The following is an 18,155-nucleotide window of genomic DNA, read 5'->3' on the forward strand; positions in this document are numbered from 1 at the left end:
CGGAACGGGCAGGCAATCCTCCCCAGACTGGTTTGGGGAGCCTCGCCGAGCCCGCGGTGGCTCACGCACCGAAACACGCGAGAGTCACCGCGGGACCCACGACTCGAACGGTTGTCCCCGGCTGTAACGGGTCCGTGGGGATCGTCGCGCGGCAGCTGACCTCGCTTGGGTGCTGTTCGCGTTCGGGTCAGGAGGTGGCGCGGATGGTGACGGCCAGGGACGCCAGGTAGGAGAGCCGGGCCACCTCGGAGCCGAGGAACTCGGGGCCGCCGCGGCGGCCGATCACGAGGACGCGGCGGTCGGACTCGAGCGGCGCGGCGACCAGCACCGACTCCGCCAGACCCTTGTGGTCCGGGGCTTCCAGCGTCGTCGCCTTCTCCATCGGCAGCCAGCCGCTCGCCACGTCGCCGAACTCCGGCGTCGCACTCGTCTCCAGCGCGACCTTCACCTCGCTGCCGGTGCCGTCGAGCAGCGCCGCCCAGTCCGCGTGCAGCACGGCCGGTGACTGCTCGACCAGGATGTCGATCGCGTCCGCGGGCGCCGACGTCATCTGCTCGACCGCTTCCAGGTCCATGTGCAGTCCGCCGCCCGCGCCGTACCGCGAGAACCAGATGACCTCGACGTCGGGGACGCTGTTGCAGGCCGACACCAGCCGGTCCGGGAGTACGCCGGGTGGCAGGTCGACCACGATGTCGTCGACCGCGGTGCCGTTCTCCCGCCGGTGCTCGACGATCTCGATCGCGTGGATGTCGGCGTCCACCTCACCGAGGGCCGTCGCCACGACGCCCAGCGAACCGGGCCGGTCGGGGATGATCAAGCGCAGCAGGAACACCGAACGATCATCTCCCAGCCGATCACCTTGCGCGTAACGCCTTGTCGCCGCCCATGTTACAGAGCGGTAGGCAGAGACACGCCGACCCATGTCATCCGGCCGTTGTCCAGAGCTTCGGGGGACGGGAAATGCGGCTGTCACAGACCGCCCACTAAGCTGATGCGAGCCATGTGTCTACATGGCTGACAGCTACTGCACGCATTGGATCAGTTCATGCCATCGATTACCCGCGAAGAGGTCGCGCACCTGGCGCGACTGGCGCGGATCGAGCTCTCCGACGACGAGCTCGACCACCTCGCGCCGCAGCTCGACCAGATCATCACCTTGGTCGGGCAGGTCAGCCAGGTGGCGGCGGACGACATCCCGCCGACCTCGCACGCCCTGCCGCTGACCAACGTGATGCGCGCCGACGAGAACGTCCCGTGCCTCACCCCCGAGCAGGCGCTGTCCGGCGCGCCCGCCGCGGAAGAGCAGCGTTTCCGGGTGCCGCGGATCCTGGAGGAGGACTGACATGTCGGACCTCACCAGGAAGACGGCGGCCGAGCTCGCGGAGCTGATGACGTCCGGGCAGGCCAGCTCGGTGGAGATCACCCAGGCCCACCTCGACCGGATCGCCGCCGTCGACGGTGACGTGCACGCGTTCCTGCACGTCGACACCGAAGGCGCGCTGGCGCAGGCCAAGGCGGTCGACAGCAAGCGTGCCGCGGGCGAGCAACTCGCGCCGCTGGCCGGCGTACCGCTGGCGCTGAAGGACGTGCTCACTCAGGAAGGTGTGCCGACCACGGCCGGCTCGAAGATCCTCGAGGGCTGGAAACCGCCGTACGACTCGACGGTCGTGAAGCGGCTGAAGGCGGCCGGGATCGTGATCCTTGGCAAGACCAACATGGACGAGTTCGCGATGGGCTCCTCCACCGAGAACTCGGCGTACGGCACCACCCACAACCCGTGGGACCTGACCCGGATCCCAGGCGGTTCCGGCGGCGGTTCGTCGGCCGCGATCTCGGCGTACGAGGCGCCGCTCGCGATCGGCACCGACACCGGCGGCTCGATCCGGCAGCCGGGCGCGTTCACCGGCACGGTCGGCGTGAAGCCGACGTACGGCGGGACCTCGCGGTACGGGCTGATCGCGCTGGCGTCGTCGCTGGACACGCCTGGTCCGTGTGCGCGGACGACGCTCGACGCGGCGCTGCTGCACGAGGCGATCGCCGGCTACGACCCGATGGACTCGACCTCGATCAACCAGCCGGTCCCGGCGGTCGTCGAGGCCGCCCGCAACGGTGACGTCGCCGGTCTGCGGATCGGGGTCGTCAAGGAGCTCGGCGGCGAGGGGTACCAGCCGGGGGTCGAGGCCCGCTTCCACGAGGCGGTCGAGCTGCTCACCAAGCTCGGCGCCGAGGTGGTCGAGGTCTCCTGCCCGCACTTCGAGTACGCGCTGCCCGCGTACTACCTGATCCTGCCGAGCGAGGCCTCGTCCAACCTGGCCAAGTTCGACGCGATGCGGTACGGCCTGCGGGTCGGCGACGACGGCACCAACAGCGCGGAGACGGTGACGAGCCTGTCCCGCGAGGCCGGCTTCGGCGCGGAGGTGAAGCGCCGCATCATCCTCGGCACGCACGCGCTGTCGAGCGGGTACTACGACGCGTACTACGGCCAGGCGCAGAAGGTGCGGACGCTGATCGCCCGCGACTTCGCCAGCGCCTACGAGCAGGTCGACGTGCTGGTCTCGCCGGCCACGCCGACCACCGCATTCGCGATCGGCGACCGGATCGACGACCCGATCGCGATGTACAAGAACGACCTGTGCACGATCCCGTCCAACCTGGCCGGTAACGCGGCCGCGTCGTTCCCGTGCGGCCTCGCCGACGAGGACGGCCTGCCGGTCGGCTTCCACGTGATGGCGCCGGTGATGCGCGACGACCTGCTCTACACGGTCGGCGCCGCGCTGGAGTCCGCGCTGGCCGAGCAGTGGGGCGGCGTACTGATGACCAAGGCTCCGGAGCTGGAGGTGACCCGATGACCGCGGACGTGCTGACTATTGATGACGCGCTGACGCAGTACGACCCGGTGATGGGCCTCGAGGTCCACGTCGAGCTGAACACGAAGTCGAAGATGTTCTGCGGCTGCCCGACCGAGTTCGGCGCGCCGCCGAACACCCAGACCTGCCCGGTCTGCCTCGGTCTGCCGGGCGCGCTGCCGGTGGTGAACGCGAAGGCCGTCGAGTCCGCGATCAAGATCGGCCTGGCGCTGAACTGCGAGATCGCCGAGTGGTGCCGGTTCGCCCGGAAGAACTACTTCTACCCGGACATGCCGAAGAACTTCCAGACCTCGCAGTACGACGAGCCGATCGCGTTCAACGGCTGGACCGAGGTCGTCGTCGACGGCGAGACGTACCGGATCGAGATCGAGCGCGCGCACATGGAGGAGGACACCGGCAAGTCGACGCACGTCGGCGGCGCGACCGGCCGGATCCACGGCGCCTCGCACTCGCTGGTGGACTACAACCGGGCCGGGATCCCGCTGATCGAGATCGTCACCAAGACGATCGAGGTCCCGCCGGCCAAGGCCGCGGCGGTCGCCCGGGCGTACGTGAGCATGCTGCGTGACCTGCTGCTGTCGCTGGATGTCTCGGACGTGCGGATGGACCAGGGTTCGCTGCGGTGCGACGCCAACGTGTCGCTGAAGCCGCACGGTTCCGATGTACTGGGTACGCGGACCGAGACCAAGAACGTGAACTCGTTCCGCTCGGTCGAGCGCGCGATCACGTACGAGATCACCCGGCAGGCGGCGGTGCTGTCGTCCGGCGGCAAGATCCTGCAGGAGACCCGGCACTGGCACGAGGACACCGGGATCACCACGTCCGGCCGGGAGAAGTCCGACGCGGACGACTACCGGTACTTCCCGGAGCCCGACCTGGTTCCGGTCGCGCCGTCGCGGGAGTGGGTCGAGGAGCTGCGGGCGACGCTGCCCGAGGCCCCTTCGGTACGTCGTGCGCGGCTGCAGGAGGACTGGGGTTTCACCGACCTCGAGATGCGCGACGTCATCAACGGCAACGCGCTGGAGCCGATCGTGGCGACGATCGAGCTCGGTGTCACGCCGGCGGCCGCGAAGAAGTGGTGGCTGGGTGAGCTGGCCCGCTCGGCGAACGAGTCCGGTCAGGACCTGGACGCGCTCGGAGTCGGTCCGGCCGAGGTCGCCGAGGTGCAGAAGCTCGTCGACGACGGCACGCTGAACGACAAGCTCGCGCGACAGGTGTTCGAGGGTCTGCTCGCCGGTGAAGGTACGCCGGCGGAGATCATCGAGAAGCGCGGCCTGGCGCTCGTGTCGGACGACTCGGCCCTGCTCGAGGCGATCGACCGCGCGATCGCGGCCAACCCGGACGTCGTCGAAAAGGTCAACTCCGGCAAGCCGGCCGCCGCCGGCGCCCTCATCGGCGCCGTCATGAAGGACATGCGAGGCCAGGCAGACGCCGCCAAGGTCCGCCAACTCCTGAACGAGAAGCTCGGTATTTGACGGGTTGAGGGGGTGCGGGTTCGCACCCCCTCACCCTTCAGGCTGCGTCGCGTTCTGTGTGCGGAGCGTCGGCGATGACGCCGCGGTCTACTCGACCGTCGTCTACGTCCGCGGCGTCGGCGAGCAGGGTTTGGGCGACGGTCAGTTCCTCCGCGGGGCAGCGGATCTCGTAGCGGGTCGGGAGGGTCTCGGTGTGGACCAGGTCCGGGCGATTGCGGACGAGGCCGCGGAACAGACCCCACAGCGCTCCGACGAGTACGCCGTACACGAAGCCCCAGACCACGACCGCGAGACCGGTCAGTGTGGTTTCGGCGACCAGCGTGATGAAGACGGCCGCGAGGACGCCGAGCGCCGCGCCCTGCAGCGCGGTCGTCGCGGTCAGCCGGACGACCGGGACCGCTCTCCGTCTGGTGGCTTGCCGGAGTCCGGCGCCGACGATCTCCAGGCTTCTCGCCTGCATCCCGTAGCTTCTCAGGTACTCGACTGTTCGCTGAGCATCGTCGTACCTGCTCATCGATGCGATCACACTGCTGGGGACGCCAGACGCCTGGCCGGTCGGCATACCGATCTCCTCCTCGAGTCGCGGGGCTTACTCCACTAAGTACCAGACGACCGAAGAATCGAAACGGTTGACGACTCAGGAGGTGCTGAGCGTCACGCGGAGAATCCGGTCGTCGCCGTCCCGGGTGCCGCCGCGGCCGTCGGTGTTGGACGTGGTGACCCACAACGAGCCGTCCGGCGCGAGTTCGACCGTGCGCAGCCGCCCGTACCGGTTGGTGAAGAACGCCTGCGGCTCACCGACTTGTTTGCCTCCGGCAACGGGGATCGCCCAGAGCCGCTGCCCGCGCAGCGACGCCATGAACACGTACCCCTTGGCGAACGCGATCCCCGACGGCGACGCGTCGGCCGTGTGCCATTGCGCGATCGGGTCGACCATCCCGTCCAGTTGGCTGACGCCCTCGGCGGCCGGCCAGCCGTAGTTCGAGCCGGGGGTGATCGCGTTGAGTTCGTCCCAGGTGTTCTGCCCGAACTCGGCGGCGTACAGCTGGTTCCCGTCGAACGCGAGGCCCTGGACGTTGCGATGCCCCTTGCTGATCCACACCCGGCCGTCCGGGTTGCCCGGCGCGGCCTTGCCCTCGGTGGTGATCCGCAGGATCTTGCCGCCGAGCGAGTCGTCGTCCTGCGAGTTCGGACGGTCCGATCCGTCACCGGTCCCGGCGTACAGGAAGCCGTCCGGCCCGAACCGCAGCCGCCCACCGTTGTGGATCGCCGCCGCCGGAATCCCGTCCAGGATGACCTGCTGATCCGACAACTTCCCGTCCTGGTAGGTGATCCGCGCGATCCGGTTGTCGTCCTCGCCGGAGCAGTACGCGTAGAGGTACGGCTTCCCCGGATACCCCGGATCGACCGCGAGCCCGAGCAACCCGCCCTCCGACGACGACTTCACGTCGTCGACCGTCCCGACCTCGGTCACGTCCTGCCCGGCGATCCGCTTGATCTTCCCCGAGTCGCGCTCAGCCACCAGCGCGCTCTTGTCAGGCAGGAACGCCAACCCCCACGGCACCTCGATCCCGGTGGCCACCGTCCCCGCCACCGTCAGCTCGACCGTGCCCGTAGGCACCGCCGTACCGGAACTCGCCGGAGCCGGGGCCGACGGAGACGTCCGCGGCGCCGTCTCCGAACATCCGCTGACCAACGCCAGTGCAGCCACCACAGCCGTCGCCCGCCCGCCGCCCATCGCCGCTCCTCAGGTCGTCCTGTCCCCAAGCTAGCGGCTCACACCAGCCCGTACGGCGGGAATCACCCGGCGCGCGACGAGTTCGAGCGAGCGCACCGCGGCCTCATGGGAGAGCGTGGGCAGCCGGAGCCAGTGCGCGAAGTGGACGAACTGGGTGGCCGCGTGAAGGTCGATCAGCCGCGCGGCGACGTCCTCCGGCGTACCCACGAGGTAGTCGTCGCGGTGCAGCGGCGGCGGTTCGGTTCCGCCGTACGACGCGATTTCGCCTTCCAGGTAGGCGATTCCCGGCGCCGCGTCCGCCCAGGCCCGGTCCGGGTCGTCGTCCACGTGCAGGATCCCGGTGCAGATCAGCGGCGGCGGATCGTCGACGACCTCGTCCAGGAGTTTGCGTCGCGCGACCAGATCGGCCGGGGTCGCGCAGTAGATGATCACGCCGTCACCCACCCGCGCGGCCCGGCGCAGACCTGCCGCGGTCACGCCGGCGGCGTAGATCGGGATCTCGGCCCGCGGCTTCGGCGTCACGTCACCGCTCGACCATGCCTCGCGGATGCGCCGCACACCGTCCTCGAGCAGCACACCGCGCCGCCGTCGGTCGGCTCCGAACGCTGCGAACTCCCGCTCCGCGTACCCCTGCCCCACCCCGAGCGCGATCCGTCCGCCCGACACCAGGTCCAGTACAGCGACGTCCTCGGCGACCCGCAACGGGTGGTGCAATGGCAGCACCAGCACGTTGGTTCCGATCCGGATCCGCTCCGTGCGTCCGGCCAGCACACCGGCCATCACCAGCGGCGACGGCAGCATCCCGTCCGGCGTGAGGTGATGCTCGGACAACCAGGCACCGTCGAACCCGAGCCGATCGGCGAGCATCACCTCCTCGATCCGCTCCGCGGAGTACCCCGCACCTTCCTCGCGAACGTCCACCAGTACGCCGAACTCGACAGTCACCCACCCACCGTCCCGCGCGCCGGCCGCCCAGGTCCAATGCCTAACCTGGGCGATCTCCATGCACTCGCCGCATGAGCGTCAGCTCATCCAGGTCGGACGCAGGGGGAAGTGGGCGTTGGCGTCGGCGTCGAGTTTCACCGCGAGGATCTGGTGGAGCTGGGTGGTGTTGCGTTCGAAGCCGACGCGGCAGGCGGCCAGGTAGAGGCCCCAGATCTTGGCGGTGGGGTAGCCGACTTCGGCGACGGCCTCGTCCCAGTTCGCGAGCAGGTTGGCGGACCAGCCGGCCAGCGTGAGGGCGTAGTGCTCGCGGAGGTTCTCCTCGTGGCGGACCTCGAAGCCGGCGTCCTGCGCCTCGGCGATGATCCGGCCGGAGCCGATCAGCTCGCCGTCCGGGAAGATGTAGCGGTCGATGAACGCGCCGGTCGAGCGGAACCGGTTGTCCGGCCGCGTGATGCTGTGGTTGAGCAGCCGGCCGCCCGGCTTCAGCCGGTCGAGCAGGAACCCGAAGTACGACGGGTAGTTGCGGACGCCGATGTGTTCGGTCAGACCGATCGAGCTGATCGCGTCGAAGTCGCGCTCGGCGACATCGCGGTAGTCGAGGAACCGCACCTCGGCGCGATCCTCCAGCCCCTCGCGCTCGATCGCCTGCGTCGCCCACTCCGCCTGGGCGGCGGACAACGTGACGCCGAGCGCCTCGACACCGTACTCGCGGGCCGCGTGCCGGACCATGCCGCCCCAGCCGCAGCCGACGTCGAGCAGCCGTTGCCCGGGCCGCAGGTCGAGTTTGCGCGCGACCAGGTCGTACTTCTCCGCCTGCGCCTCCTCGAGCGTGGCGTCCGGCGACGGGTAGACCGCGCACGTGTAGGTCATCGACGGTCCGAGGATCAACTCGTAGAACCGGTTCGACACGTCGTAGTGGTGATGGATCGCTGACTTGTCCCGTGCCTTCGAGTGCCGCAGCCCCTCGAAGGTACGGCGCCATTTCGGCAGGTGCTCCTGGGGTGGCGGTGGGGGCGGTTTCAGGTGGCTCCAGCCGAGACCGCGGACGATGCGCAGCGCCTCGCTGGGTGTCGGGCGGTGGAAGTGCAGCTGGTTCAGCATCATCCGCATCAGGTCGTACGGGTTGCCCGGGTGGACGCCGGTGATCTCCAGGTCGCCCATCACGTAGGCTCGGACGAGACCGAGGTCACCCGGCGCAGTCAGGACGTACGACAGTCCGCGCTCGGAGGCGAGATGCATCTGAACAGGTGAGTCGTCGGGTCCGGTCGCACTGCCGTCGTACGCCGTGAACCGGAACGGCAGCCCGTCCGGAGTCACCGCTGTGAGAGCTTCGGCGATCGATACCTGAGTTGCCAGCGTCGTCATCGGCGCGTCACCGCCTTTTCGTAGAGCCCGGTGAGCCGGGCGTCCGGGTCGTAGCGTTTCTTGACCTCGTCCAGCGCCGCGACGTTGTAGAGCCGGTCGAAGGTGGCACGGTCGTAGTAGGCGTCGGAGTACAGGGACTTGTGGCCGCCGAAGTCGGTGACGGCCTGCTCGATCCGCCGGTTGACGTCGCCATCGGCGGCGCCGGGGGCGATCGGGACGGTGCCCCAGAAGCCGACGTTCACATAGGTCTCGCCTGGCTGCAGCGGATAGAGCGGCCAGGTCGCTTGTCCCCGCAGGCGCAGCGGGCACAGCCATACCGGCCGCATGCCGACGTGCGTGTCGAACCAGCGCAGGAAGTCCGCCAGCCGGGCGACCGGGATCTCCACGTCCTGGACCACGCGCTCGCGGTCCGGTTGCCCACGGCGACGGTTCAGCCGGGCGGCGACGTGGTGCCGGTTCTCGAAGCCGACGATCTTGTGGAAGACATCGCTGCGTCGCCAGCGACGAGGCCACAACCGCCGTACGACGGGCTTCTGCGCGCCGAACGCCGCGGAACACCAGAACCAGTCGGTGTCCCAGCGCCAGAGGTAGTCGTGCGCGGTGAGGAAGTCCTTGGGGCGCTGCTGGATCGACCGGTAGTAGATCTGCTGACCGGTGTAGTCGCTCGTCCGCACCGCGGCGTCGCTGTTCCGCCCGAGGGACAGGTACGCCTCCGAGGGGCTGAACGCGACGCCGTCGACGAAGTGCACCGGCTCCCCGTCGTACGTGCCGGAGGCAACGATCTCGTCGATGGCCGGGGCGAGCGCGTCCAGACCGAGCCGGACGTGCCGGAGGGCGACGTACGGCGAGATGCGGTCGAGCTCGATGCGCAACCGGGTCGCGTACCCGAGCGTGCCGTACGAGTTCGGGAACATCCGGAACAGGTCGGCGTGCTCGCCGTCGGGGCGCGCCGTGACCACGGCGCCGGCGCCGGTGAGGACGTCCAGTTCGAGTACGGACTCGTGCGGGAGGCCGGCGCGGAACGACGACGACTCGATGCCGAGCCCGGTCACCGCGCCGCCGAGCGTGATGGTCTTGAGCTGCGGCACCACCATCGGCGTCAGCCCGTGCGGGAGGGTCGCCGCGACCAGGTCCTCGTACGTGCACATGCCCTGGACGTCGGCGGTCCGCGCCGCCGGGTCCACGCTGATCACGCCGGTCAGCTGCGACACGTCCAGCCCCGGACGCCCGGGATCGGCGCGCGGCCGGAAGAGGTTCGAGCTGCGCTTCGCCAGCCGGACGGGCTCGCCCGGCGGGATCAGCTCGTACGACGCCCGCAGCCGCCCGACGGCCCGATCGTGCGCGACCACCACCGCCGTATCCGATGTCGAAGGCACCGATCCAGCGTACGACTCTCCCTGGACTCCGGCACGGGAGTTCACAACCGGAGTTCAAAACTGTCCACGACCCCGAGTAGGTTGAAACGCATGGCTGATGTGGTGAAGGCATGGCTGCCCTGGGAGGACCCCGGCGCGTTCCTCGGCGGGGTGCCCGAGGGGTTCGACGTGGACTTCTACGCCGGTGGTGAGCGGCCGAAGTCGCTCGGCGAGGTGGAGTTCTACGTGCCCAGCTACATGGGCGGCGGCGACGTGTTCGACGTCCTCCGCGACATGCCGGCACTGAAGGTCGTGCAGCTGCAGACGGCCGGGTTCGAGCACGCGCAGTCGCGGCTCGCCGACGGCGTCACCTTGTGCAACGCGCGCGGCGTGCACGACGCCTCCACGGCCGAGCTGGCGGTCGGGCTGATCCTCGCCTCGTTCCGCAATCTTCCGCGAGCCGTCCGTGACCAGGAGCAGCAGGCCTGGCCGGGGTCGTACGACGAGGTCGACGACTCGCTGGCCGACCGGACGGTGCTGATCCTCGGGTACGGCGCGATCGGCGAGGCGCTCGAGCGCCGGCTGACCGGGTTCGAGTGCGACCTGATCCGGGTCGCGCGGCGGCCGCGGGACGGCGTACACCCGATTTCGGAGCTGCCGGAGCTGTTGCCGCGCGCGGATGTCGTGGTGCTGCTGACGCCCGCGACGCCGGAGACCAAGCGGATGGTCGACGCGAAGTTCCTGGCGAGTATGAAGGACGGCGCGCTGCTGGTGAACGTCGCGCGCGGTGTCGTCGTGGACACCGACGCGTTGCTGACCGAGCTCGGGACGCGGCGGATCCGGGCCGCGCTGGACGTCACGGATCCCGAGCCGTTGCCCGCCGGACATCCGCTGTGGTCTGCTCCGAACGTACTGATCAATCCGCATCGCGGCGGCGCCTCGACGGCGTTCGCGCCGCGGGTGGCCAGGCTGGTGCGCGCGCAACTGGAGCGCTACGCGTCCGGGGAACCGTTGATCAATGTGGTGGCAGGTCCGCCACGCTGAAGGAGGAGGACGACGATGTCCGAGGCCGTACTGCTGATCGGGACCAAGAAAGGTCTCTGGATCGGCCGGAGTGATGCTGCCCGCAAGGATTGGCGGCTCGACGGACCGGTGCCGGAGTTCGAGATGCAGGGCGTGTACGCCGTGGGCATCGACACCCGTGGCGATCAGGCGCGCCTGTTCGTCGGCGGTACCAGCGAGCACTGGGGCCCGGCGGTCTTCCACTCCGACGATCTCGGCAAGACCTGGGCCGAGCCGCCGGAGGGCTCGATCGGCTTCCCGAAGGACGCCGACGCGTCGCTGGAGCGGGTGTGGCAGGTCCAGCCGGCGCCGGCCGACCAGCCGGGTGTCGTGTACGCCGGGTCCGAGCCGCAGGCGCTGTGGAAGTCGACCGACGGCGGCGTGACGTTCGAGCTGGTCCGCGGGCTGTGGGACCACCCGCACCGTTCCGAATGGGGCGCCGGATTCGGCGGCGCGGCGATCCACACCGTGCTGCCGCACTCGACCGATCCCGACCGGGTCAGCGTGGCGATGTCCACCGGTGGCGTCTACCAGACCACGGACGGCGGGAAAACGTGGTCCCCGAAGAACCAGGGGATCCAGGCCAAGTTCTTCCCGGACCCGTATCCGGAGTTCGGGCAGTGTGTCCACAAGATCACCGCGCATCCCGACGCGCCCGAGCGGATGTTCGCGCAGAACCACCACGGCGTCTACCGAACCGACGACGGCGGAGCGATCTGGAAGTCGATCGCGGACGGCCTCCCGTCGGACTTCGGGTTCCCGATCGTGGTGCACCCGCACGAGCCCGAGACCGTGTACGTGTTCCCGCTGGTCGCGGACGCGAACCGGATCCCGACCGAGGCGCGGTGCCGGGTCTACCGCTCCCGCGACGCCGGCTCGACCTGGGAGCCGCTGGCCGCCGGGCTGCCCGACGTCTCCTACGCCCCGGTGCTGCGCGACGCGATGACCGTCGACACGGCCGATCCGGCGGGCGTGTACGTCGGCACGCGGGACGGCTGCGTCTACGCGAGCGCCGACGCCGGCGACAGCTGGAACGAGGTCGCGCGGCACCTTCCCGACGTACTGACGGTGCGCGCCGCGGTGCTGGGATAAGGGGGTCGGATGATCGCGGTCCGCCTGCCCACGGTGCTGCGTCCGTTCGCCGGCGGCGCCGAACGTGTGGAGGTCGAGGTCGACGGTTCGCCGACCGTCGCCTCGGTCTTCGCAGGTCTCGAAGCCGACCACCCGGCGCTCCGCCGCCGCCTCACCGACGAGCAGGGCGCGATCCGCCGGCACGTGAACATCTACCTCGGCAACGACAACATCCGCGATCTGGACGGCCTCGGCACGGCGCTGAACGACGGCGACGAGCTCCTCGTCCTGCCGAGCGTGGCCGGCGGCTGAATGAGCAACGTCCTCCTGCTGACCGGTCCGTCGGGCTCGGGCAAGACGACGGTGGCGCGGCTGGTCGCGACCGGCGCGCCGCGGCCGACGATGCACCTGACGACCGACGAGTTCTACCGCGGCATCCGCACCGGGTTCATCGCGCCGTACCTGCCGGGAGCGCACAGCCAGAACGAGGTGGTCGTCGACGCGATCGTCGCGGCCGTCAGTGTGTACGCGCGCGGCGGGGGAGTGGGCGATGTCGTACGTCGTACTGCGGGCCGACCTCGAGACGACCTTGGACCGCGGACAGGCACGGCCCGAACCCGAGCTGACCGACGCCGACGCACTGACCGGCCTGCACGGCGCCTTCGCGGACCTCGGCGCCCTCGATCCGCACGCGATCGACACCACCCGGCTCGACGCGCAGCAGACAGCGGCCGAGGTCCGCAAAGCTGTTGCCGCAGGCGACTATCTGCTCACCTGACCTCAGTGCCTGAACAGGCGTACGCCGGTTTCGAACCAGTGGATCCGGGCCGCCGCGCAGGCGGCCGCCACTTCGGGCGTGCGGATCGAACCGCCCGGATCGGCGATGTGCGAGACGCCGTACCGCTGGGCCTCCACGACGTTGTCGGTGAACGGCAGCGCACCGTCGGAGACCATCGAGACTCCGGTGAGTGGATCGCTGGAGTGGCGCGCCCACCAGAGGGCGGCCTTCTCGCCGGCGAGCCGCGTGCAGTCCACCCGCGACTGCTGCCCGGCGCCGACGCCGATCGTCATCCCGTCCTTCACCATCACGACTGTGTTCGACTGCGTGTACCGCGCGACGATCATCCCCAGCACCACATCGTCGGGCAGGTCGCTGGGCATCGGCAGCGCGTCGCGTTCCTGCGTGAGCCGGACGCCGAACAGTTCCCGGACCTCCTCCGCGGGCGGCTCGAATTCCGGGTCCACCTCGAGCACCAGGTAGGTCCCGCGCTTCTTGGCGGCGAGGATCTCGACCACGCCCTCGTCGTACCCGGGCGCGATGATCCCGTCCGACACCACTCGCTTCAGCATCATCGCCAGTTCCAGGTCGACCGGATGCGAGACCGCCACGAAGTCGCCGTACGACGACTTCGGGTCAGCGTCCCGCGCACGGGTGTACGCGGCCGCCACCGTCTCGCCGAGGGCGGCCCCCGCCGGCGACACGTGCTTGTACGACGCCGCGGCCGGTACGCCGAACCGCGCCGCGGCCTCCCGGACCAGTTGCCACCCGGTCAACGCGTCGAGAACGTTGATGTACGACGGCTCGCCTGCGACGACTGTGAACGGTGGATGGTCGATCGTGGCGGCTTGGTGCGGGTTCGTTCCGTAGCGCAAACGCATGAGGACCTCCGAGCGGATCGGAGGCGCCCAGGCGGACGACGCCCTACAGGAACATTTCCGCTCCCCGGTGGTACTCCACCCTCGCCAGTCGCGGTGCGCCCAGCCTACTTGGCCTACTTCGTCGCGCGCACCACCAGCAGGCGTGATGCCGCATCCAGCGGCTCACCGTGCCACCCGCCGTCGATGACGACGTCCGAGAACCCCGCCGCCAGCAGGTCGGCCGTGATCTCGTCGGCGGACCGGAAGTACAAGACGTTCCGGTACACCGCGTCACGCCCGTCCTCGAAGACGTTGTGCGCGTCGAACGTCACGCGCCCGTTCGCGATCTCGATCAGCTCGAGCCACTCCTTCAGCCGCCCGGCCTTCGTGTCCCGTTCGCCGTACGTCGCCTCGCTCGTCCACTGCTCCCACGCCCGCGCCGCCGGATTGCGCGACTCGAACGCGAGCACGCCACCGGACCGCAGCGCGGCGGCCAGCGCACCGACCGCGGCCGCGTGCTCCGCGACGTGCATCATCGTGTTGCCGCTGCTGACCGCGAGATCCACGTCACCGGTCGGCGGCACCACGCGGTGGTCCCCGTCGATCCAGGTGACCGCCTCGGCGCCGGGCTGCCGGCGCGCGTAGCCGAGCATGGTGGGACTCGGATCGACGCCGATCACCACTCGCCCGGGCGCGACCAGCGACCGTGTGAGTAGCCCGGTTCCACAACCGAAGTCCAGAACCTTCGCGGTGCCCGCGGCCAAAGCACGGTAGTAGTCGTGATCCTCGCCGGACGGGTTGTCCAGGTCGTAGAGCTCCACCAACTGTTCGTCGCCGTACGGATCGTCGATCACCCCCGGAATGCTAGGGGACGTATCCGTAAGACGGGCATCTCAGGAGGTGAGACACCGGTGGGGTGAACTTGACCCGGCCGCCGGTTGTCGGCGAATAATGCCTACATGCGATCGATTCTCCTCGTACTTGTGCGGCGCGCCGACTGACGCCACCACTGAGTCGAGCGCGCCCCTTCAGCCAACCCGGCGGAAGGGGTTTTTTGTTGCCAATGCGACTATCTGCGACCCAGTAGTCCATTGAAAACAACCACGAGCGAGGATGGATCGGTCGCGAAAAGCTAAACAAGCGTGACTGACTGAGGGAAGGCACTCATGAGTGAGCAGCTGACCGGGGCACAGGCTCTGATCCGCGCACTGGAACATGCCGGGGTCGACACCGTCTTCGGCATCCCGGGCGGCGCGATCCTCCCGGCGTACGACCCGATGCTCGACTCGACCCAGATCCGCCACATCCTGGTACGTCACGAGCAGGGCGCCGGTCACGCCGCCCAGGGGTACGCCGCGGCGTCCGGCAAGGTCGGCGTCTGCATGGCGACCTCCGGACCGGGCGCGACCAACCTGGTGACGCCGATCGCCGACGCGTACATGGACTCGGTGCCGCTGGTGGCGATCACCGGGCAGGTGGCCGGGGCCGCGATCGGTACGGACGCCTTCCAGGAGGCGGACATCCGCGGTATCACGATGCCGATCACCAAGCACAACTTCCTGGTGACCGACCCGAACGACATCGCCACCACGATCGCCGAGGCGTTCCACATCGCCTCCACCGGCCGGCCCGGCCCGGTGCTGGTCGACGTCACCAAGGACGCGATGCAGACCACCGGCGTCGACTTCCAGTGGCCGACCGAGCTGTCACTGCCCGGCTACCGGCCGGTGACCCGCCCGCACCCCAAGCAGGTGCGTGAGGCGGCCCGCCTGATCGTCGCCGCCGAGAAGCCCGTCCTGTACGTCGGCGGCGGGGTGATCCGCGCTCAGGCCAGCGCCGAGCTGAAGGAGCTCGCCGAGCTGCTCGGCATCCCGGTGATCACGACGCTGATGGCCCGCGGCGCGCTCCCCGACACCCACGACCTGCACTTCGGCATGCCGGGGATGCACGGCTCGGTCTCGGCCGTCGGCGCCCTGCAGCGCTCCGACCTGCTGATCACCCTCGGCGCCCGCTTCGACGACCGCGTGACCGGCCGGCTGGACTCGTTCGCGCCGGAGGCGAAGGTCATCCACGCCGACATCGACCCGGCCGAGATCGGCAAGAACCGCGCGGCCGACGTTCCGATCGTGGGTGACTGCAAGGAGGTCATCACCGATCTGATCGCGGCGCTGAAGACCGAGATCGCGAGCGCCGGCCGCACCCCGTCGTACGACGCCTGGCGTGGTCAGCTCGAAGCGGTCCGCGCCAAGTACCCGGTGGCCTACGACGAACCCGAGGACGGCACGCTGTCCCCGCAGTACGTGATCGAGCGGATCGGCAAGATCGCCGGCCCCGACGCCGTCTACACCGCGGGCGTCGGCCAGCACCAGATGTGGTCCGCGCACTACCTGCCGTTCGAGAAGCCCGGCCACTGGCTGAACTCCGGCGGCCTCGGCACCATGGGGTACGCCGTGCCGGCCGCGATGGGCGCCAAGGTCGCGCGGCCGGACAAGACCGTGTGGGCGATCGACGGCGACGGCTGCTTCCAGATGACCAACCAGGAGCTCGTCACCTGCGCGCTCGAGGGCATCCCGATCAAGGTTGCCGTGATCAACAACCAGTCCCTGGGCATGGTCCGCCAGTGGCAGACGCTGTTCTACGACAAGCGCTACTCCAACACCGACCTGCACTCGGCCCGGATCCCGGACTTCGCCAAACTCGCCGAGGCGATGGGCGGCGTCGGGCTGCGCTGCTCCGACAAGGAGTCGGTCGACGCCACCATCGACAAGGCGATGTCGGTCACCGACCAGCCCGTCGTCGTCGACTTCGTGGTGCACCGCGACGCGATGGTGTGGCCGATGGTCGCCGCCGGTACGAGCAACGACGACATCCAGATCGCCCGCGACATGGCGCCGAAGTGGGACGGGGAGGAGCTCTGATGTCGAAGCACACTCTGAGCATCCTGGTCGAGAACAAGCACGGTGTGCTGGCCCGGGTGGCGGCGCTGATCTCGCGCCGCGGGTTCAACATCGATTCCCTCGCGGTCGGTCCGACCGAGCACCCTGAGGTGTCCCGGATGACCATCGCGGTCAGCGTGGACGAGCAGCCTTTGGAGCAGATCACCAAGCAGCTCAACAAGCTGGTGAACGTGATCAAGATCGTCGAACTCGAACCCACGCAGACGGTTCAGCGCGAACTGCTGCTGGTGAAGGTCAAGGCGGACACCCTGACCCGCGGACAGGTGCTGGAGACCGTCCAGCTGTTCCGTGCGAAGGTGGTGGACGTGGCACCGGACGCGATCACGATCGAGGCGACCGGCAATCCCGAGAAACTCGAAGCCATGCTCCGGGTGCTGGAACCCTTCGGCGTCCGCGAGCTGGTGCAGTCCGGCATGGTGGCGATCGGCCGCGGCAGCCGCTCCATCTCCGACCGCACCCTGCGACCGGTCCCGGTGCCGCCGCCGCACGTGCAGTCCGGACCCCCGAACGTGCAGGCGCGGCCGGCCGGTGCCACTACTGGTGCCGGTAACGCCGCTTCGCACCACCCGGTACCGGCGCCGCCGCCGGGCCGTACCGCCGCCGCCGTACCGAATCAACACTAAGGAGAAGTGCCCGAAGTGGCTGCTGAAATGTTCTACGACGACAACGCCGACCTGTCGGTGATCCAGGGCCGGCACGTGGCCGTCCTCGGCTACGGCTCCCAGGGCCACGCCCACGCGCTCTCGCTGCGCGACTCCGGCGTCGACGTCCGGGTCGGTCTGCCGGAAGGCTCGAAGAGCCGGGCCAAGGCCGAGGCGCAGGGCCTGCGGGTCGTCACCCCGGCCGAGGCGGTCGAGGAAGCCGACGTGATCGTCGTACTTGCTCCGGACCCGGCGCAGCGCAAGCTCTACAAGGAGGCCATCGAGCCGAACCTGGTCGACGGCGACGCGCTGGTCTTCGGGCACGGCTTCAACATCCGCTTCGGCTACATCAAGCCGCCGGCCGGTGTCGACGTGTTCATGGTCGCCCCGAAGGGCCCGGGCCACCTGGTCCGTCGCGAGTACTCCGAGGGTCGCGGCGTACCCGTGCTGGTCGCGGTGGAGCAGGACGCCACCGGCAAGGCGTGGGACCTGGCGCTCTCGTACGCCAAGGGCATCGGCGGTCTGCGGGCCGGCGGTATCAAGACCACCTTCACCGAGGAGACCGAGACCGACCTGTTCGGTGAGCAGGCCGTCCTCTGCGGTGGCGTGTCGGCGCTGATCCAGTCCGGCTTCGAGGTGCTGACCGAGGCCGGCTACCAGCCCGAGGTCGCGTACTTCGAGTGCCTGCACGAGCTCAAGCTGATCGTCGACCTGATCTACGAAGGCGGCATCGCCAAGCAGCGCTGGTCGGTCTCCGACACCGCCGAGTACGGCGACTACGTGTCCGGCCCGCGGATCATCGACGCGTCGGTGAAGGCCCGGATGGTGGAGGTGCTCTCCGACATCAAGGACGGCACCTTCGCGGCCCGCTTCATCGCGGACCAGGACGCCGGCGCGCCGGAGTTCGCCGAGTTCCGCAAGCAGAGCGAGAGCCACCCGATCGAGGCCGTCGGCAAGGAACTGCGCGGCCTGATGGCGTGGGTCAAGTCCCACGACGAGGACTACGTCGAGGGCACCGCCGCCCGCTGACGAAACGACCTC

General features: G+C 69.5%; 18 protein-coding genes and 1 riboswitch. Of the genes, 10 read left to right on the top strand and 8 right to left on the bottom strand.

Annotation, left to right across the window (positions count from 1 at the left end; translation table 11 throughout):
* Nucleotides 1–187: 187 nt before the first annotated feature.
* Complete coding sequence (locus E0H50_RS22330; RefSeq protein WP_131291633.1) at nt 188–832, bottom strand: amino acid-binding protein; 645 nt, start codon at nt 830–832, stop codon at nt 188–190.
* Between the two features lie 213 nt (nt 833–1,045).
* On the opposite strand from E0H50_RS22330, the gene gatC reads away from it, so the two are divergent.
* From gatC to gatB, 3 genes are read left to right on the top strand one after another with little or no spacing between them, the layout of a single operon-like run.
* Complete coding sequence (gene gatC / locus E0H50_RS22335; protein ID WP_130387521.1) at nt 1,046–1,342, top strand: Asp-tRNA(Asn)/Glu-tRNA(Gln) amidotransferase subunit GatC; 297 nt, start codon at nt 1,046–1,048, stop codon at nt 1,340–1,342.
* 1 nt (nt 1,343) lies between these two features.
* Entirely contained in the window at nt 1,344–2,849 is a 1,506-nt protein-coding gene (gene gatA, locus E0H50_RS22340; RefSeq protein WP_131291635.1) for an Asp-tRNA(Asn)/Glu-tRNA(Gln) amidotransferase subunit GatA, read from the top strand.
* The gene (gatB, locus tag E0H50_RS22345; RefSeq protein ID WP_131291637.1) at nt 2,846–4,342 is read left to right on the top strand and encodes an Asp-tRNA(Asn)/Glu-tRNA(Gln) amidotransferase subunit GatB; all 1,497 of its coding nucleotides are present in this window, start codon (nt 2,846–2,848) and stop codon (nt 4,340–4,342) included. The genes gatA and gatB overlap by 4 nt, the downstream gene beginning before the upstream one ends.
* A gap of 37 nt (nt 4,343–4,379) precedes the next feature.
* Here gatB and E0H50_RS22350 read toward each other — a convergent pair whose 3' ends face one another.
* The 5 genes from E0H50_RS22350 to E0H50_RS22370 form a co-directional block, all read right to left on the bottom strand.
* A complete protein-coding gene (locus E0H50_RS22350) occupies nt 4,380–4,856 on the bottom strand; it encodes a hypothetical protein (RefSeq protein ID WP_131291639.1) in 477 nt (158 codons plus the stop codon).
* A 123-nt stretch (nt 4,857–4,979) separates the two neighbouring features.
* Entirely contained in the window at nt 4,980–6,080 is a 1,101-nt protein-coding gene (locus E0H50_RS22355; protein WP_131291641.1) for a PQQ-dependent sugar dehydrogenase, read from the bottom strand.
* 30 nt (nt 6,081–6,110) lie between these two features.
* Nucleotides 6,111–7,025, bottom strand: coding sequence for an LLM class flavin-dependent oxidoreductase (locus E0H50_RS22360; protein WP_165547248.1), 915 nt, complete (start codon nt 7,023–7,025; stop codon nt 6,111–6,113).
* A gap of 78 nt (nt 7,026–7,103) precedes the next feature.
* On the bottom strand, nt 7,104–8,390 hold the full coding sequence (locus E0H50_RS22365; RefSeq protein WP_131291645.1) for an SAM-dependent methyltransferase: 1,287 nt from the start codon (nt 8,388–8,390) through the stop codon (nt 7,104–7,106).
* Entirely contained in the window at nt 8,387–9,766 is a 1,380-nt protein-coding gene (locus E0H50_RS22370) for an FAD-binding oxidoreductase (RefSeq protein WP_238151141.1), read from the bottom strand. Before E0H50_RS22370 ends, E0H50_RS22365 begins: the two co-directional genes overlap by 4 nt.
* A gap of 90 nt (nt 9,767–9,856) precedes the next feature.
* Between E0H50_RS22370 and E0H50_RS22375 the strand changes: the two genes are divergently transcribed.
* From E0H50_RS22375 to E0H50_RS43490, 4 genes are all read left to right on the top strand, one after another.
* Nucleotides 9,857–10,789: a 2-hydroxyacid dehydrogenase gene (locus E0H50_RS22375; protein WP_131291647.1), complete on the top strand. Its 933-nt coding sequence runs from the start codon at nt 9,857–9,859 to the stop codon at nt 10,787–10,789.
* 15 nt (nt 10,790–10,804) lie between these two features.
* Entirely contained in the window at nt 10,805–11,899 is a 1,095-nt protein-coding gene (locus E0H50_RS22380) for a WD40/YVTN/BNR-like repeat-containing protein (protein ID WP_131291649.1), read from the top strand.
* A 9-nt stretch (nt 11,900–11,908) separates the two neighbouring features.
* The gene (locus E0H50_RS22385; protein ID WP_131291651.1) at nt 11,909–12,190 is read left to right on the top strand and encodes a ubiquitin-like small modifier protein 1; all 282 of its coding nucleotides are present in this window, start codon (nt 11,909–11,911) and stop codon (nt 12,188–12,190) included.
* Nucleotides 12,191–12,428: 238 nt separating this feature from the next.
* Complete coding sequence (locus E0H50_RS43490; RefSeq protein ID WP_202868272.1) at nt 12,429–12,656, top strand: hypothetical protein; 228 nt, start codon at nt 12,429–12,431, stop codon at nt 12,654–12,656.
* 2 nt (nt 12,657–12,658) lie between these two features.
* On the opposite strand, the gene E0H50_RS22395 is transcribed toward E0H50_RS43490, so the two are convergent.
* Together E0H50_RS22395 and E0H50_RS22400 are read right to left on the bottom strand one after the other, a co-directional pair.
* Nucleotides 12,659–13,537: a 5-aminoimidazole-4-carboxamide ribonucleotide transformylase gene (locus tag E0H50_RS22395; RefSeq protein WP_131291653.1), complete on the bottom strand. Its 879-nt coding sequence runs from the start codon at nt 13,535–13,537 to the stop codon at nt 12,659–12,661.
* 18 nt (nt 13,538–13,555) lie between these two features.
* A riboswitch (ZMP/ZTP riboswitch) is annotated at nt 13,556–13,639 on the bottom strand.
* Nucleotides 13,640–13,650: 11 nt separating this feature from the next.
* The gene (locus tag E0H50_RS22400) at nt 13,651–14,370 is read right to left on the bottom strand and encodes a class I SAM-dependent methyltransferase (protein WP_131291655.1); all 720 of its coding nucleotides are present in this window, start codon (nt 14,368–14,370) and stop codon (nt 13,651–13,653) included.
* A 312-nt stretch (nt 14,371–14,682) separates the two neighbouring features.
* Here E0H50_RS22400 and E0H50_RS22405 point away from each other — a divergent pair, with 312 nt between their 5' ends.
* From E0H50_RS22405 to ilvC, 3 genes are read left to right on the top strand one after another with little or no spacing between them, the layout of a single operon-like run.
* On the top strand, nt 14,683–16,434 hold the full coding sequence (locus E0H50_RS22405) for an acetolactate synthase large subunit (RefSeq protein ID WP_131291657.1): 1,752 nt from the start codon (nt 14,683–14,685) through the stop codon (nt 16,432–16,434).
* A complete protein-coding gene (gene ilvN / locus E0H50_RS22410) occupies nt 16,434–17,096 on the top strand; it encodes an acetolactate synthase small subunit (protein WP_131291659.1) in 663 nt (220 codons plus the stop codon). Before E0H50_RS22405 ends, ilvN begins: the two co-directional genes overlap by 1 nt.
* 27 nt (nt 17,097–17,123) lie before the next feature.
* Nucleotides 17,124–18,143, top strand: a complete 1,020-nt coding sequence (gene ilvC, locus E0H50_RS22415) for a ketol-acid reductoisomerase (protein ID WP_131292027.1) — start codon at nt 17,124–17,126, stop codon at nt 18,141–18,143.
* The last annotated feature ends 12 nt before the right edge of the window (nt 18,144–18,155 follow it).

Origin of the sequence: Kribbella sindirgiensis, from assembly GCF_004331435.1 — a bacterium.
GTDB lineage: Bacteria > Actinomycetota > Actinomycetes > Propionibacteriales > Kribbellaceae > Kribbella > Kribbella sindirgiensis.